Raw genomic sequence first — 13547 nt, 5'->3', positions numbered from 1 at the left:
GCGTTCCCGATTCCGGGATACGCAGCTAACGCGTGGCACGCTGTCGCAGTTCCGGCGCGAAAGAAAGTCACTGTTTCGTTGAATGCCCTGAAATTTCGTCACATTCAGGACAGCAGCGCGTGGGTGGCTGCGCGCGCTTGCATTGGCGGGGCGGGGCGGTCAAAAGCTTGTCCCATGGCCAATCCCAAGAAACCCCCTGCCGCATTGCCCTTTGCCGATCAGGTCGCGATATTCGCGCGGCTGCAAAAGGCCGATCCCGAACCGCGGACCGAGCTGGAATATGTGAACCCTTTCACCTTGGTGGTGGCGGTTGCGCTGTCGGCGCAGGCGACCGACGTGGGGGTCAACAAGGCGACGCGTGGATTGTTCGCCGTCGCCGATACGCCGGAAAAGATGCTGGCCTTGGGGCTGGAAGGCGTGACCGAGCATATCAAGACCATCGGTCTGTTCCGGCAGAAGGCCAAGAACGTCATCGCCCTGTCGCGGATACTGGTCGATCAGTTCGGCAGCCAGGTCCCCGACAGCCGCGCCGCCTTGATGAGCCTGCCGGGCGTGGGTCGCAAGACCGCCAATGTGGTGCTGTCCTGTGCCTTCGGCCATCCTGCGCAGGCGGTCGATACGCATATCTTCCGCGTCGGCAATCGCACGCGGCTGGCCCCCGGCCGCGATGTCGATGAGGTCGAGCGCGCCATCGAGGACCATGTCCCCGCCCGTTTCCAGGTCCATGCGCATCACTGGCTGATCCTGCATGGGCGCTATATCTGTCAGGCCCGACGGCCCCGCTGCGCGATCTGCCCGATCGCCGATCTGTGCCCCTATGAGGAGAAGACCCAATGACCACCCCCTATGTGATCGGGATCGGCAATGCCGTGATGGATGTGATCGCCCCCGTGGCCGAGGATCGCCTGGCGGCGCTTGGCATCCAGAAGGGCATCATGCAGCTGGTCGATCTGGACCGCTCGAACGAGTTGATGGCGGCCGAGGGTCAACTGGGCAGCGGCGCGCGGGCACGGCTGATCCCGGGCGGTTCGGTCGCGAACACGCTGGCGGGGATCGGCAAGCTGGGCCTCAAGACCGCCTTCATCGGGCGGGTGGCCGATGACGCGATTGGGCTGTCCTATGCCGAGCAGACCGAGGCGGCGGGCACGGTCTTCGTCAACCCGCCGGTGGGGGGGATCAGCTGCCGACGTCGCGCAGCATGATCATGGTAACGCCGGATGGCGAGCGCTCGATGAATACCTATCTGGGCATTTCCGCCGAACTGGCCCCCGAGGATGTGAACCCTTCGGTCTTTCAGGGCGCAGGCTGGCTGTTCCTTGAGGGCTATCTGTTTGACAAACCGAAGGGCAAGGACGCCTTCCTGAAGGCCGCGAAGGCTTGCCATGATGCGGGCGGGCAGGCGGGCATCGCGCTGTCCGATCCCTTCTGTGTCGACCGCCACCGCGAGGATTTCCGCAAGCTGGTCGCAGGCCCGATGGATTACGTGATCGGCAACATCCACGAATGGACCTCGCTCTATCAGGTCGAGGATCTGGAGGAGGCGCTGCGCCTTGCCGCTGCCGATTGCGGGACGGTGATCTGCACCTGTTCGGGCGAGGATGCGATCCTGATCCGCAACGGAGAGCGTGTGACCGCCCCGGTCCACAAGGTGGTGCCGGTGGATGCGACGGGGGCGGGCGACCAATTCGCTGCCGGTCTGATCTATGGTCTGGCAACGGGGCGGCCGCTGGCCGTCGCGGGTCGCATGGGCTGCATTGCAGCTGCGGAAATCATCGCCCATGTCGGCGCGCGCCCCGAGGCCGACATCACCGCCCGGTTCAGGGCCGAAGGGCTGATCTGAGATTGCGTCCCGCGACGGGCGGGGGGCCGGCCCCCCGCACCCCCCGTGACCGTTGCACGCAGCCGCATCGGCCGATCTCGGCTTCGTGCCGTTGCGCGGCTGGCGCGGCGCGTGTATCAGGTTGGAAATTTGCGAAAAGCTGAAGGAAATGCCGATGCGCAGGGTTGTTGTCACCGGATTGGGAATGGTCACGCCGCTGGCCTCGGGCGTGGAAGCGACCTGGGAGCGGATTCTGGCCGGAAAATCGGGCGCGGGACCGATCACGCGCTTTGACGCCAAGGACGTGGTGACGAAATACGCCTGCGAGATCCCCTTGGGTGACGGCAGGGACGGCACCTTCAACCCCGACGACTGGATGGCCCCCAAGGACCGTCGCAAGGTCGATGATTTCATCCTGTATGGCGTAGCGGCGGCCCATCAGGCCGTGACCGATGCAGGTTGGATGCCCGACGACGAGGAAGACCGTCTGCGCACCGGCGTGATGATCGGGTCGGGCATCGGCGGTCTCAGCTCGATCGCCGAAACGGCGGTGCTGATCAAGGAACGCGGTCCCAAGCGTGTGTCGCCCTTCTTCATCCCCGGCGCGCTGATCAACCTGATCTCGGGTCAGGTGTCGATCCGCTATGGCTTCAAGGGTCCGAACCACGCGCCGGTGACGGCTTGTTCGACGGGCGCGCATGCCATTGGCGATGCGGCCCGGATGATCATGCTGGGCGATGCCGACGTGATGCTGGCCGGTGGCGCCGAAAGCCCGATCAGCGAGATCGGCATCGCAGGCTTCAACGCCTGCAAGGCATTGTTGACCAAGCATGAGGATGATCCCCAGAACGCCAGCCGCCCCTATGATGCCGACCGCGACGGTTTCGTCATGGGCGAAGGCGCGGGCGTCGTCGTTCTTGAGGAATACGAACACGCCAAGGCGCGTGGCGCCAAGATCTATGCCGAAGTGCTGGGTTACGGCATGTCGGGCGACGCCTATCACATCACCGCCCCGTCGGAAGATGGCGACGGCGGTTTCCGTGCCATGCAGGCGGCGCTGCGTTCGGCCAAGGTCGAGCCGTCGCAGATCGATTACATCAACGCGCATGGCACCAGCACCATGGCCGACACCATCGAACTGGGCGCGGTCGAGCGTCTGTTGGGCGACCATGCCTCGAACGCGGTGATGTCCTCGACCAAATCCAGCATCGGCCACCTGCTGGGGGCCGCCGGCGCGGTCGAGGCGATCTTCTGCGTGCTGGCCCTGCGTGACCAGATCTGCCCGCCGACTATTAACCTCGACAATCCCGCCGTGACGCCCAAGCTGGACCTGGCCGCCAATGCCGCCGTGCGTCGCAAGCTGGAAGTCGTGCTGTCCAACAGCTTCGGCTTTGGCGGCACCAACGCCAGCCTGGTGCTGGGGAAGGCGCCGGAATGATCTGGCGCAACATCGCCTCGAATTTCCTGACGCTGGCGATCGTTCTGCTGGTGGCCCTGGCGGGGTTGATCGCCTGGGGCAAGTCGGAGTTCAGCGGTCCCGGACCAAGCGATGTTGCGCAGTGCGTGCAGATCGCGCCGGGTGCCAGTCTGAACGCGGTCAGCAACCGCTTGGCTGAACAGGGCGCGATCTCGAACGCCTATATCTTCCGGGCCGGTGCGGATTACCTTGGCAAGTCGCGCGACCTGAAGTTCGGCAGCTTTCTGATGCAGCCGAACGCCAGCATGGAAGACATCGTCGGCACCGTCACGGCGGGTGGTCCCTCCACCTGCGGGACCGAGGTGCTGGTCCGCGTTGGCGTGCGTGAAAATACCGTGCTGATGCGCGACATGAACGCCGAAACGGGCGCCTATGAGGAAATGGCCCGCTATGTTCCCGGCGCCGAGGAACGTCCGCAGGTCATCGCCGACGCCGAAGAACAGGCTGACGTGCGTCTGTCGCTGGTCATGGCCGAAGGCGTCACCAGCTGGCAGGTCGTGCAGGCGCTGAACGCAGCCAGCTTCCTGACCGGTGACGTGGGCGACATCCCGGCCGAAGGCAGCCTGGCCCCCGACACCTATCTGTTGAAGAAGGGTGCCGACCGGAACGCCATTCTGGCCGATATGGCCAAGCGTCAGGCCGATATTCTGGCCGCCGAATGGGAGGCGCGTCCCTTCGGTCTGCCCTATGACAGCCCAGAAGAGGCCCTGATCATGGCGTCGATCGTGGAAAAGGAGACTGGGGTTGCGGGCGAACGTCCGCAGGTGGCCAGCGTCTTTGTGAACCGCCTGCGTCAAAGCATGCGGCTGCAGACCGACCCGACGGTGATCTATGGCGTGACGAACGGGCAGGGCATTCTGGACCGCGGGTTGCGCCGGTCGGAACTGAACGCCGACACGCCCTATAACACCTATCGCATCGACGGGCTGCCGCCGACGCCCATCGCCAACCCCGGTCGCGCGGCGATCAACGCGGCGCTGAACCCCGACGAGACGGATTACATCTATTTCGTTGCGGACGGATCGGGCGGGCACCAGTTCTCGCGCACGCTGGACGAACATAATGCCGCCGTCGCCCGCTGGCGCGAGATCGAACGGTCGCGCGGCCTGCCGACCGATAGCCCGGTGCAGACCGACCAGTAAGCGGCATCGGCATTTGACAAAAACGGCCCCCGGACGCAGGCTTGCGACCGGGGGCCGTTTTCATTGGCCCATCGCTGATGGAGGAACACGCATGAAACTGTCCGACATGTTTTCCAGCCTGGCCGAAAACGCCCGCAAGTTCGAGGAACGCTCGGCCAACTGGCAATCGGAAATGACCGCCCGCAACGACGACATGATGGCGGGCATCAAGAAATGGCAGGACTTGGCGGCCGAGCGTCAGGAACAGATGCAGCGCCAGATGAAGGAATACTTCGATCAGGCGGGCGATCAGGCGCGGACGCAGTGGGAAACCATGCAGAAGTCGTGGGAAGAGCAGTTCGCCGCCATGAAGGCCCGCGGCGAGGAAATGCGCACCTCGGCCAGCAAGATGAAGGGCGGCGATTTCGCGGCCTGGTCCGAAGCCTATGCGGCCCAGATGGTCGGTTTCGCACAGAAGATGCAGGACGAAGCCACGAACGCCATCGCCAAGGCCACCGAAGCACGCGCCGAAACCGACAAGAAGAAAAAGACCTGAAGACGCGCGGAGGGCCTGTAAGCCGGATTTTGTCCACCGCTTGCGCGGCTGGATGACCATTCCTCTGGTCCGTCCGTTACCGGACGGATCTAGCTGCCTACCCGGATCTGCTGGGGCAAGGTGGCCCTGCGGCTTGCGCCGCGCGCGATCCCTATTCGGCATTGCTCCTGGTGGGGCTTGCCATGCGGGCGCTGTTACCAGCCCCCCGGTGAGCTCTTACCTCACCGTTTCACCCTTACCCATGCGGACATGGGCGGTCTGTTCTCTGTGGCGCTATCCCTGGGGTTGCCCCCGCCGGGCGTTACCCGGCACCATTACCTCATGGAGTCCGGACTTTCCTCGACAGGTTGCCCTGCCGCGGTCATCCAGCCCTCCGCGCGCGGTCGGTATGGCGGGGATATATTACGGCGTCAATGGTGGATTAAACCGGCAGCAGGCTGGACGCGACGCGACGGTCTTCGTCGCTTTCTGGACCCTGTGCCCAGGGCCGGAACCGCAGGCGGAAAGCGGCCAGCCGTTTGGCCGGTTCGACATCGGGATAACCGATGCGGGTCAGGCAGTCATGAAGGGTCAGGTCGGGGCCGCGGCGGCCCGTCGGCCATATTGCCAGTCCCTGACGCGCCAAACGTTCCCAATCGAAACGCGGGCCGGGATCGACCTTGCGACCCGGCGACATATCGGAATGGGCGATGACGCCTTCGGGACCGATCTGCCAGCGGCTCATGATGCGGCCCAGCAGGTTTTCCAGCGTGTCCATCTGGCGGGCGGCAAAGGGGCGGTCGCCGGGGTTGGCGATCTCGATGCCGATGCTGCGGGAATTCACATCGGCCTGACCCTGCCAGCTGCCGTCACCGGCATGCCACGCGCGTCGGTCTTCGGCGACCAGCATGTCGGCGAACCCATCTTCGTAAATCAGCCAATGGGCGCTGACCTCGGCCACCGGATCGGACAGGCGGGCGCGGGCCGAGGCCGCATCCGCCATGCCGGTGTAATGCAGGACGATCAGCCTAGGCCTCTGGCCGCGACGGTCGCCGTGGTTCGGGCTGGGACCGTCCATCGGATCAGGGCATCATGTCCGGCGACACGATCGGGATCGGCGCGTCGGGGTCGCGCCGCAGAGCGGGCTTCACGGCGGGCTTCGTGGCGGGCAGACCCATGGTGACCGGCACCGGCACCGGATCCTGACCTGCGATCTTGGCGGGCGTCGGGCTGTAGAAGGGGCGCGCGACCGGAATGGTCATCTCGGGCGCGCTGCCCGCAACCAGTGCCGCCTCGCGTGCGGTGCGATATTTGCCATAGGCGTTGTCCCCGAACTGATAGTTCGGGTTCCAGCCCCGGTGTTCACCACAGCCGGCGACGGCCAGCACAGATAAGATCAACCAGCCGCGCATCACGCCTCCGAATACCAGGTTACAGACGGACGTTACCACCAGCGATCCGGCTTGGCCACAAATCCTGCGGCCTGTTCCAGCACCAGCGCCTGGTTCAGCAATTCTGCCTCGCCAAACGGACGACCGAACATCTGCAGACCAAGGGGCAGGCCCTTGCTGTCGCGCCCGACCGGAACCGAGATGCCGGGAAGACCGGCAAGGTTCAGCGTCACCGTGAAGACGTCGTTCAGATACATCTGCACCGGATCACCCTTGTCGACCGACCCAAGCGGGAAGGCCGAGGACGGCGTGGCGGGTGCCAGGATCGCGTCGATGCCATCGGCAAAGACGTTGTCGAAGTCGCGCTTGATCAACGCGCGGACCTTGCGGGCGCGGTTGTAATAGGCGTCATAGAAGCCCGCCGACAGCACATAGGTGCCGATCATGATGCGGCGCTGAACCTCGGGGCCGAAACCCTCGGCGCGGGTCTTGGCATAGAGATCGTCGATCCCGTCGCCCGCACCTAGCTTTGCACGGTGGCCGTAGCGCACCCCGTCATAGCGCGCCAGATTGGACGATGCCTCGGCGGGGGCGATGACGTAATAGGCGGGCAGGGCGTATTTCGTATGCGGCAGGCTGATGTTGACAATTTCGGCACCGGCATCGCGCAGCATCTCGGCGCCCTGTTTCCACAAGGCGTCGATTTCGGGCGGCATGCCCTCCATCCGGTATTCGCGAGGAATGCCGATGCGCTTGCCACGGATGTCTCCGGTCAGGGCGGCTTCGAAATCCGGCACTGGAATGTCAGCGCTGGTCGAATCCTGCGGATCTGTCGATGCCATCGCACCCAGCATGATCGCGGCGTCGCGGACCGATTTCGTCATTGGCCCCGCCTGATCAAGGCTGGAGGCATAGGCGATCACGCCCCAACGGCTGACGCGGCCATAGGTGGGCTTCAGACCCACCGTGCCGGTGAATGCCGCAGGTTGGCGGATGGACCCGCCCGTGTCGGTGCCGGTCGCGCCAAGGCACAGATCCGCCGCAACAGCCGCCGCCGATCCGCCAGACGAACCGCCCGGCGTCAACTGCGTGCCGTCGGCCAGACGCCAGGGGTTCACGGCAGGGCCATAGCTGCTGGATTCGTTGGTCGAACCCATTGCGAATTCGTCCTGGTTCAGCTTGCCCAGCATCACCGCGCCCGCGTTCCACAGGTTCTGCGTCACGGTGGATTCATATTCGGGGATGAACCCTTTCAGGATGTTGCTGGCGGCCTGACCGGGGACGCCTTTCACGCAGAAGACGTCCTTGATGCCCAAGGGGATGCCGGTCAGCGCCACGCCATCGCCTGCCTTCAGGCGAGCATCGGCGGCGCGTGCCATGTCGCGCGCCATATCGGGGGTCCGATGCACGAATGCATTCAGCGCGCCCGATCCTTCGATGGCGGTCAGGCAGGCGTCAGTCAGCTCGACCGAGGTGACATCGCCCTTGGCCAGCGCGTCGCGGGCATCGGCGATGGTGAGTTTGTTCAGATCGGTCATTCCACCACCTTCGGGACGGCAAAGAAGCCTTCGCGCGCGTCGGGCGCATTGGACAGGATGCGTTCGGGCATGCCGCCCGTGGTCACGACATCCTCGCGCCGCTTCAGGCGCATGGGCGTGACGCCGGTCATCGGTTCGATGCCTTCGACATCGACCTCGTTCAGCTGTTCCATGAAGTGCAGGATGCCGCTCAGCTCGCGCGCCAGCGCCGGCAGTTGGGCGTCATCGACCGCGATGCGCGCCAGATGGGCGACCTTGCGGGCCTCGTCCTCGGTGATCGACATGACGTCTCCTTTCGTTGGGCGCGGGTCTACAACCCCGCGCGAAAGGCCGCAAGCTGCCGCATGGGGATAAGGAGCGCATTCGTCCGCGGTGGGGGCGCATGATTCTGGTCAGGAATCACGACGTAGGCCGGCACGCCCGGAAGCAGCTGCACCGTTACGCCTTATTATCGCAGGGTTTATTGGGATTTTTCGGTTTTTCGAAGTTTTTTCGTCGAAAGGTGTTTTTTGTGCTTGCACGCCCCGAACGCTTTGCCTAAACACCGCTTCAACGCAGCCAAGCACTACTGGCAGCGACACAGAGTGGCCCGTTCGTCTATCGGTTAGGACGCCAGGTTTTCAACCTGGAAAGAGGGGTTCGATTCCCCTACGGGCTGCCACTTTATCTGATATCGTTATGATGATGCCACGCGGATCCAGATGGGTCACGCGCTTTTTGCATTTGCTGCGACGGCAACGAAGCAATTTTCCGACAATCGATTGGCCAACAGCCATTTTTCGCCCGATCTTGAACTGGACGCCGCGCCGTAAAGCGCGGCGGCATTTCAATCTATTCGATCAGGAAATTTCGACGTGGGGCGGTGGTGGCCAGCGGTTCGGCTTCATCTTTCAGATGAATGCCGGTCAGCCCCAGTTTGCGAGCCTGGGTGATCAGGAAGATCAGCTTCTGCGCGGCCTCGGGATAGGACAGCCCCGCCGCCCTGACGTTCGAGATGCAGTTGCGGGCTTCGTCCGTTCGGCCCGGCCGGGGGGTGTGGGTCAGATAGAGGCCCATGCTGTCGGGCGAACTGAGGCCCGGGCGTTCGCCGATCAGCACCAGCGCCATCCGCGCCCCAAGGGCCGCGCCGATTGCGTCACCGATGGCCACGCGGGCCTGTGTGGCGATGGTCAGCGGGCCCAAGGTCAGGCCCATCCGCGTCAGCATCGGCACGACCAGCGCCAGAAATGGCGACGCGTTGGATTGGATCGCCAAGGCCGACAACCCGTCCGCGATGACGATGGCCAGATCGCAGTCGCCATCGGGACCCGTGAGGGTATCGCGCGATGCTTCGTCCAGTTGCCGCCCCAGATCGGGGCGCTGCAGATAGGTTGCACGGTCGGCGGCGGCACTGGCGACGGTCTGCATCGGCAGATCCAGTCCCGCCAGATCGGCTTGCAGGGCAGGGACGTCCAGCCCCAGATGCACGGCCTTGCGGGCGCGGGCATGGGCCAGTTGGAATTCCAGGTGCGGCGCGGTGGGCAGGCTGCCGCCCGCGCGGCCAAGGGCGATGCGGGCGGGCGTCAGGCCGCGCAGGGCCGTCCAGGGCGTGGCGGAAACGTCGGTCTTGGTCATGCGGCACCCGTGATCGCTTGGCGGAAGACCTGCGGCAACTGGTCTGCCATGCGGCCTTGGTCGTCGAAGATGCCGGTCTGCTGCAGCCATGCCTCGAATTCGGGGGCAGGGCGCAGGCCCAATACCTTGCGGGCATAAAGCGCGTCGTGGAACGAGGTCGTCTGATAGTTCAGCATCACGTCGTCGGACCCTGGAATGCCCATGATGAAGGTGATGCCCGCAACGCCCAGCAGGGTCAGCAGGTTGTCCATGTCGTCCTGATCGGCCTCGGCGTGGTTGGTATAGCAGATGTCGCAGCCCATCGGTAGGCCCAGCAGCTTGCCGCAGAAATGATCCTCGAGGCCCGCGCGGATGATCTGGCGACCATCGTACAGGTATTCAGGCCCGATGAAGCCCACGACGCTGTTGACCAGCAAGGGCTTGCAGGTGCGGGCGACGGCATAGGCACGGGCCTCCAGCGTCTGTTGATCGACGCCGTGATGGGCATTGGCCGACAGCGCGGACCCTTGGCCGGTCTCCAGATACATCACGTTGTCGCCAAGCGTGCCGCGCCCTTGGGACAGGGCGGCGGCGCGTCCCTCGGCCAGCAGGGCCAGGTCGATGCCGAAGCTGCTGTTGGCGGCTTGCGTACCTGCGACGGATTGGAACACGATATCCACGGGCACGTCGCGGCGGATCAGCTCGATCGAATTGGTCACATGGGTCAACACGCAGGATTGCGTGGGGATGTCGTACCTTGCGATCACCTCGTCCAGCATATGCAGCAGGCGGGTGGCAGCGGGCAGGGAGTCCGAGGCCGGGTTGATGCCGATGACCGCATCGCCATTGCCGAACATCAGCCCGTCAAGAATGGATGCCGCGATCCCCGCCGGATCATCCGTGGGGTGATTGGGTTGCAGCCGCGTTGACAACCGCCCCGGCAGGCCAAGCGTATTGCGGAAACGCGTCGTCACGCGGACCTTGCGCGCGATCAGGATCAGGTCCTGATTTCGGCAGATCTTGCTGGTGGCAGCGACCATTTCCGGCGTCAGGCCGGGGGTCAGCGCCGCCAGCGCCGCGCCGTCGGTGGCATCCGACAACAGCCAGTCGCGAAACCCGCCTACGGTCAGATGGGCCACGGGGGCGAAGGCGCGGGTATCATGGGTGTCGATGATCAGGCGGGTGATCTCGTCATCCTCATAAGGGACGACGGCATCGTGCAGAAAGGCCGCCAAGGGCAGGTCGGCCAGCGCCAGCTGGGCCGCGGCGCGTTCCTCGGCATCGATGGCGGCGATGCCCGCCAGCCTGTCGCCCGAGCGTTCGGGCGTGGCCTTGGCCATCAACTGGGCCAGCGTGTCGAACCGCCATGTCTGGCCACCGATGGTGTGTGAATAGCTTGGCATCATGCCCCCCCTTGGTCTTGCGGAAGGGTCGGGGCGATCACCGCCCCGACCCGTGGCCTCAGCCGACCTGCGGCATGGCGGCGGCATTGCGCTGGCTGCGCGTCATGCGGAAGTAGACGTATCCCAGCAGCATGATCGCCACGAAGATGACCGCAACCGTGAAGTTGTAATAGGTCATGGCAATCAGGCAGATGATGGCAGCGCCCATCGCGAAGGCCGGAAAGACCGGATAGAAGGGCGTGACATAGCTGCGCGGCATGTCAGGCTGCGTGCGGCGCAGCCGGAACAGGCTGGCCATGCTGAGGATATACATCACGATTGCGCCGAAGACCGCCATGGTCACGATATTCGCCGTCAGGGGCTGGCCGCCGATGGTGATGAAGCTGTCGCTGAAGATGGCGATGATGCCGACAACGCCGCCCGCCAGAATGGCCCTGTGGGGCGTCTTGAAGCGCGGATGGATGGCCGCCAGCGCGGGCGGCAGGTATCCGGCGCGGGCCAGCGCGAAGATCTGGCGCGAATAGCCCAGGATAATGCCGTGGAACGATGCCACCAGCCCGAACAGCCCCAGCCAGACCAGCATGTGCAGCCATCCGCTGCTGTCGCCGACGATATAGCGCATCGCCTGCGGCAGCGGGTCGTTGATGTTGGCCAGCTGCGTCCAGTCACCCGCACCTGCGGCGAAGACCATCACGCCCATCGCCAGCGCGACCAGCGTCAGAATGCCCGCGATATAGGCGCGCGGGATGGATCGCTTGGGGTCCTTGGCCTCTTCGGCGGCCATGGCCACGCCCTCGATCGCAAGGAAGAACCAGATGGCAAAGGGGATGGCCGCGAACATGCCAGGGATGGCACCCCAGGTGAAGGCGTCCTGCCCGGACCAGCCGCCCGCCGTCAGGTTCGACATGCGGAAGCCCGGTGCTACGACGCCCATAAAGACCAGCAGTTCGAAGATGGCGATCAGCGTGACGACCAGCTCGAAGGTGGCGGCAAAGGCGACGCCGACGATGTTCAGCGCCATGAAAACTACATAGGCACCCACCGCGGCGACCTTGGGGTCGAGGCCGGGGAACTGGATGTTCAGATAGGCGCCGATGGCCAGCGCGATGGCCGGGGGCGCAAAGACGAATTCGATCAGCGTCGCCATGCCGGCAAAATAGGCGCCGGTCTCACCCAGGCCCGCGCGGGCATAGGCGAAGGGGCCGCCCGCATGGGGGATGGCGCTGGTCAGCTCGGTGAAGCTGAAGATGAAGGTGGTGTACATCATCGCCACGAAGAGCGCGGTGATGATGAAGCCCAGCGTGCCGGCCGATCCCCAGCCATAGCTCCAGCCGAAATACTCGCCCGAGATGACCAGCCCGACGGCGATCCCCCAAAGCTGCACGGTCGAGAGGGTCTTTGCCAGCTGCGGCTGACCCCCGCCTTGTGTTTGCGTCATTGCCGTTTCCCTTCCTGTCAGGATTGCGCCTTTGGCGTCATGTTCTGTGGTGTCCCCCCATGGCTGGCGCGAATCGCGGGCGGGCCGCTATCCGATTTCGGCAAAGCCGACGTTTGCAGGGCTTTGCAGGCGCTGTGGATGCGGGCATGGTGATTGCAGATGCCGCTTTCATGGGCAGGGGCGGCTTTTGGCGCAGTGCCTGCCGTGTCCCGTGCTTGCGCCACGGGGGCGATGGGCGGCAGGTGGCGCAAACGGATCATGGCAGGATCAGTCAATGCATGTGGAACAGCGTCCCGCGCGTCTGCGGCACACCACCACCGTCGAGGAACAATCCACCCTGCTGGCTGGCTGGAACCAGCGCTATGCCCAGCTGTCGCGCGGTGCCTTTTCCGGCATGCTGTCCGAGGCGCATCTGCCCGACGCCTATCTGTTCCGCGAAGTGACCAGCCGCAGCCTGCTGCAGGGCGGTATCGTGGGGGCCGACGTGCTGGCCGTGGGGATCCCGGTGGCCATCAAGGGCCCGGCGCGGTTCTGCGGATCGGCCTGCGGCGGGCATCAGCTGCATGTTTTCTCCGGGCAAGAGGGTTTTCAGTTCCATACACCCTCGGATCTGGACATCATGGGAATCGTCATTCCCCGCGCGGCCCTTTACGCGCATCTGGACGTACCCGAGGTTCAGGCGGTCGCCGCCCGTCTGCAACGCGCCCATCTGCTGGACCTGCCGCCTGCGCTGTTTGTCAGGTTGGGGCAGGTGATGCGCGACCTGATGGCGGGCATGGCCGAGGTCAACGACATCATGCCCCTGCTGGCCGAGGCGCTGGCCACCCCCGCGCCAGCCGCCCGGATTCCGCGCACCGCCGATCTGGTTGACGATCTGCAGCGCATCGCGACCGAGCCCGACCGCGATCAGCCGCCCACCATCCGTGATGCCTGCGAGGCGCTGGGCGTCAGCCGTCGCACCTTACAATATGCGCTGCAAAAGCAGGTCGGGCTGGGGCCGTCGGACTATATGCGCGCCCTGCGACTGAACACGGCCCGCGCCAGCATTCTGGACGGCGACACGGTCACCGAGGCCGCGACCAAGGCAGGCTTTTGGCACTTCGGCCGCTTTTCCCAGGATTACCGCAAACTGTTCGGAGAACTGCCCTCGGCCACGCTGCGACGCGCGGGTTAGGCCCGGAACTGAATGCCAGCTGTTGAAAACTACGGTTCAGGATTGGTCCTAACCCGAA

The 13547-nt window shown here is 64.8% G+C and carries 12 protein-coding genes, 1 tRNA gene, 1 other RNA gene and 1 pseudogene; 7 read left to right on the top strand and 8 right to left on the bottom strand.

The window, feature by feature from the left end:
- Window positions 1-174: 174 nt before the first annotated feature.
- From nth to SJY40_RS08060, 5 genes and pseudogenes are all read left to right on the top strand, one after another.
- Window positions 175-837, top strand: coding sequence for an endonuclease III (gene nth / locus SJY40_RS08080; RefSeq protein WP_378944820.1), 663 nt, complete (start codon window positions 175-177; stop codon window positions 835-837).
- Window positions 834-1840, top strand: a pseudogene (locus tag SJY40_RS08075) (adenosine kinase). The gene nth and the pseudogene SJY40_RS08075 overlap by 4 nt, the downstream one beginning before the upstream one ends.
- Window positions 1841-1994: 154 nt before the next feature.
- Entirely contained in the window at window positions 1995-3257 is a 1263-nt protein-coding gene (fabF, locus tag SJY40_RS08070) for a beta-ketoacyl-ACP synthase II (protein ID WP_378944817.1), read from the top strand.
- Entirely contained in the window at window positions 3254-4438 is a 1185-nt protein-coding gene (gene mltG, locus SJY40_RS08065) for an endolytic transglycosylase MltG (protein WP_378944814.1), read from the top strand. Before fabF ends, mltG begins: the two co-directional genes overlap by 4 nt.
- A gap of 91 nt (window positions 4439-4529) precedes the next feature.
- A complete protein-coding gene (locus SJY40_RS08060; RefSeq protein ID WP_378944811.1) occupies window positions 4530-4973 on the top strand; it encodes a hypothetical protein in 444 nt (147 codons plus the stop codon).
- Window positions 4974-4975: 2 nt separating this feature from the next.
- Here the strand turns inward: SJY40_RS08060 and rnpB are convergent.
- From rnpB to gatC, 5 genes are all read right to left on the bottom strand, one after another.
- An RNA gene (gene rnpB, locus SJY40_RS08055) (RNase P RNA component class A) lies at window positions 4976-5350 on the bottom strand.
- A 44-nt stretch (window positions 5351-5394) separates the two neighbouring features.
- The gene (locus SJY40_RS08050; RefSeq protein WP_378944808.1) at window positions 5395-6030 is read right to left on the bottom strand and encodes an N-acetylmuramoyl-L-alanine amidase; all 636 of its coding nucleotides are present in this window, start codon (window positions 6028-6030) and stop codon (window positions 5395-5397) included.
- Between the two features lie 4 nt (window positions 6031-6034).
- Complete coding sequence (locus SJY40_RS08045; protein ID WP_378944805.1) at window positions 6035-6364, bottom strand: hypothetical protein; 330 nt, start codon at window positions 6362-6364, stop codon at window positions 6035-6037.
- A gap of 32 nt (window positions 6365-6396) precedes the next feature.
- Window positions 6397-7881 carry an Asp-tRNA(Asn)/Glu-tRNA(Gln) amidotransferase subunit GatA gene (gene gatA, locus SJY40_RS08040; protein ID WP_378944802.1) on the bottom strand — a complete coding sequence of 495 codons (1485 nt, stop codon included), beginning with the start codon at window positions 7879-7881 and terminating at the stop codon, window positions 6397-6399.
- On the bottom strand, window positions 7878-8165 hold the full coding sequence (gene gatC / locus SJY40_RS08035) for an Asp-tRNA(Asn)/Glu-tRNA(Gln) amidotransferase subunit GatC (protein WP_108501302.1): 288 nt from the start codon (window positions 8163-8165) through the stop codon (window positions 7878-7880). Before gatC ends, gatA begins: the two co-directional genes overlap by 4 nt.
- A 302-nt stretch (window positions 8166-8467) precedes the next feature.
- On the opposite strand from gatC, the gene SJY40_RS08030 reads away from it, so the two are divergent.
- A tRNA-Glu gene (locus SJY40_RS08030) sits at window positions 8468-8542 on the top strand.
- A gap of 170 nt (window positions 8543-8712) precedes the next feature.
- Here the strand turns inward: SJY40_RS08030 and eutC are convergent.
- The 3 genes from eutC to eat are packed head-to-tail and all read right to left on the bottom strand — an operon-like array spanning window position 8713 to window position 12315.
- Window positions 8713-9495, bottom strand: a complete 783-nt coding sequence (gene eutC / locus SJY40_RS08025) for an ethanolamine ammonia-lyase subunit EutC (RefSeq protein WP_378944799.1) — start codon at window positions 9493-9495, stop codon at window positions 8713-8715.
- Window positions 9492-10877 (bottom strand): ethanolamine ammonia-lyase subunit EutB, encoded by a 1386-nt coding sequence (locus SJY40_RS08020; RefSeq protein ID WP_378944796.1) that lies wholly within the window; start codon window positions 10875-10877, stop codon window positions 9492-9494. Before SJY40_RS08020 ends, eutC begins: the two co-directional genes overlap by 4 nt.
- Before the next feature lie 58 nt (window positions 10878-10935).
- The gene (gene eat, locus SJY40_RS08015) at window positions 10936-12315 is read right to left on the bottom strand and encodes an ethanolamine permease (RefSeq protein ID WP_378944794.1); all 1380 of its coding nucleotides are present in this window, start codon (window positions 12313-12315) and stop codon (window positions 10936-10938) included.
- Window positions 12316-12589: 274 nt separating this feature from the next.
- On the opposite strand from eat, the gene SJY40_RS08010 reads away from it, so the two are divergent.
- Window positions 12590-13489, top strand: a complete 900-nt coding sequence (locus SJY40_RS08010; RefSeq protein WP_378944791.1) for a helix-turn-helix domain-containing protein — start codon at window positions 12590-12592, stop codon at window positions 13487-13489.
- The last annotated feature ends 58 nt before the right edge of the window (window positions 13490-13547 follow it).

Source organism: Paracoccus sp. R86501 (assembly GCF_042466435.1).
Classification (GTDB): domain Bacteria; phylum Pseudomonadota; class Alphaproteobacteria; order Rhodobacterales; family Rhodobacteraceae; genus Paracoccus.
The sequence above is the reverse complement of the archived record's forward strand: the minus strand, read 5'-3'. Positions and strand labels throughout refer to the sequence as shown.

Coding starts and splice junctions, on each gene's coding strand:
- SJY40_RS08060 (WP_378944811.1), top strand. CDS start 4,530: ATGAAACTGTCCGACATGTTTTCCAGCCTGGCCGAAAACGCCCGCAAG.
- fabF (WP_378944817.1), top strand. CDS start 1,995: ATGCGCAGGGTTGTTGTCACCGGATTGGGAATGGTCACGCCGCTGGCC.
- eutC (WP_378944799.1), bottom strand. CDS start 9,495: ATGACCAAGACCGACGTTTCCGCCACGCCCTGGACGGCCCTGCGCGGC.
- mltG (WP_378944814.1), top strand. CDS start 3,254: ATGATCTGGCGCAACATCGCCTCGAATTTCCTGACGCTGGCGATCGTT.
- nth (WP_378944820.1), top strand. CDS start 175: ATGGCCAATCCCAAGAAACCCCCTGCCGCATTGCCCTTTGCCGATCAG.
- SJY40_RS08050 (WP_378944808.1), bottom strand. CDS start 6,030: ATGGACGGTCCCAGCCCGAACCACGGCGACCGTCGCGGCCAGAGGCCT.
- SJY40_RS08020 (WP_378944796.1), bottom strand. CDS start 10,877: ATGCCAAGCTATTCACACACCATCGGTGGCCAGACATGGCGGTTCGAC.
- eat (WP_378944794.1), bottom strand. CDS start 12,315: ATGACGCAAACACAAGGCGGGGGTCAGCCGCAGCTGGCAAAGACCCTC.
- gatC (WP_108501302.1), bottom strand. CDS start 8,165: ATGTCGATCACCGAGGACGAGGCCCGCAAGGTCGCCCATCTGGCGCGC.
- SJY40_RS08045 (WP_378944805.1), bottom strand. CDS start 6,364: ATGCGCGGCTGGTTGATCTTATCTGTGCTGGCCGTCGCCGGCTGTGGT.
- SJY40_RS08010 (WP_378944791.1), top strand. CDS start 12,590: ATGCATGTGGAACAGCGTCCCGCGCGTCTGCGGCACACCACCACCGTC.
- gatA (WP_378944802.1), bottom strand. CDS start 7,881: ATGACCGATCTGAACAAACTCACCATCGCCGATGCCCGCGACGCGCTG.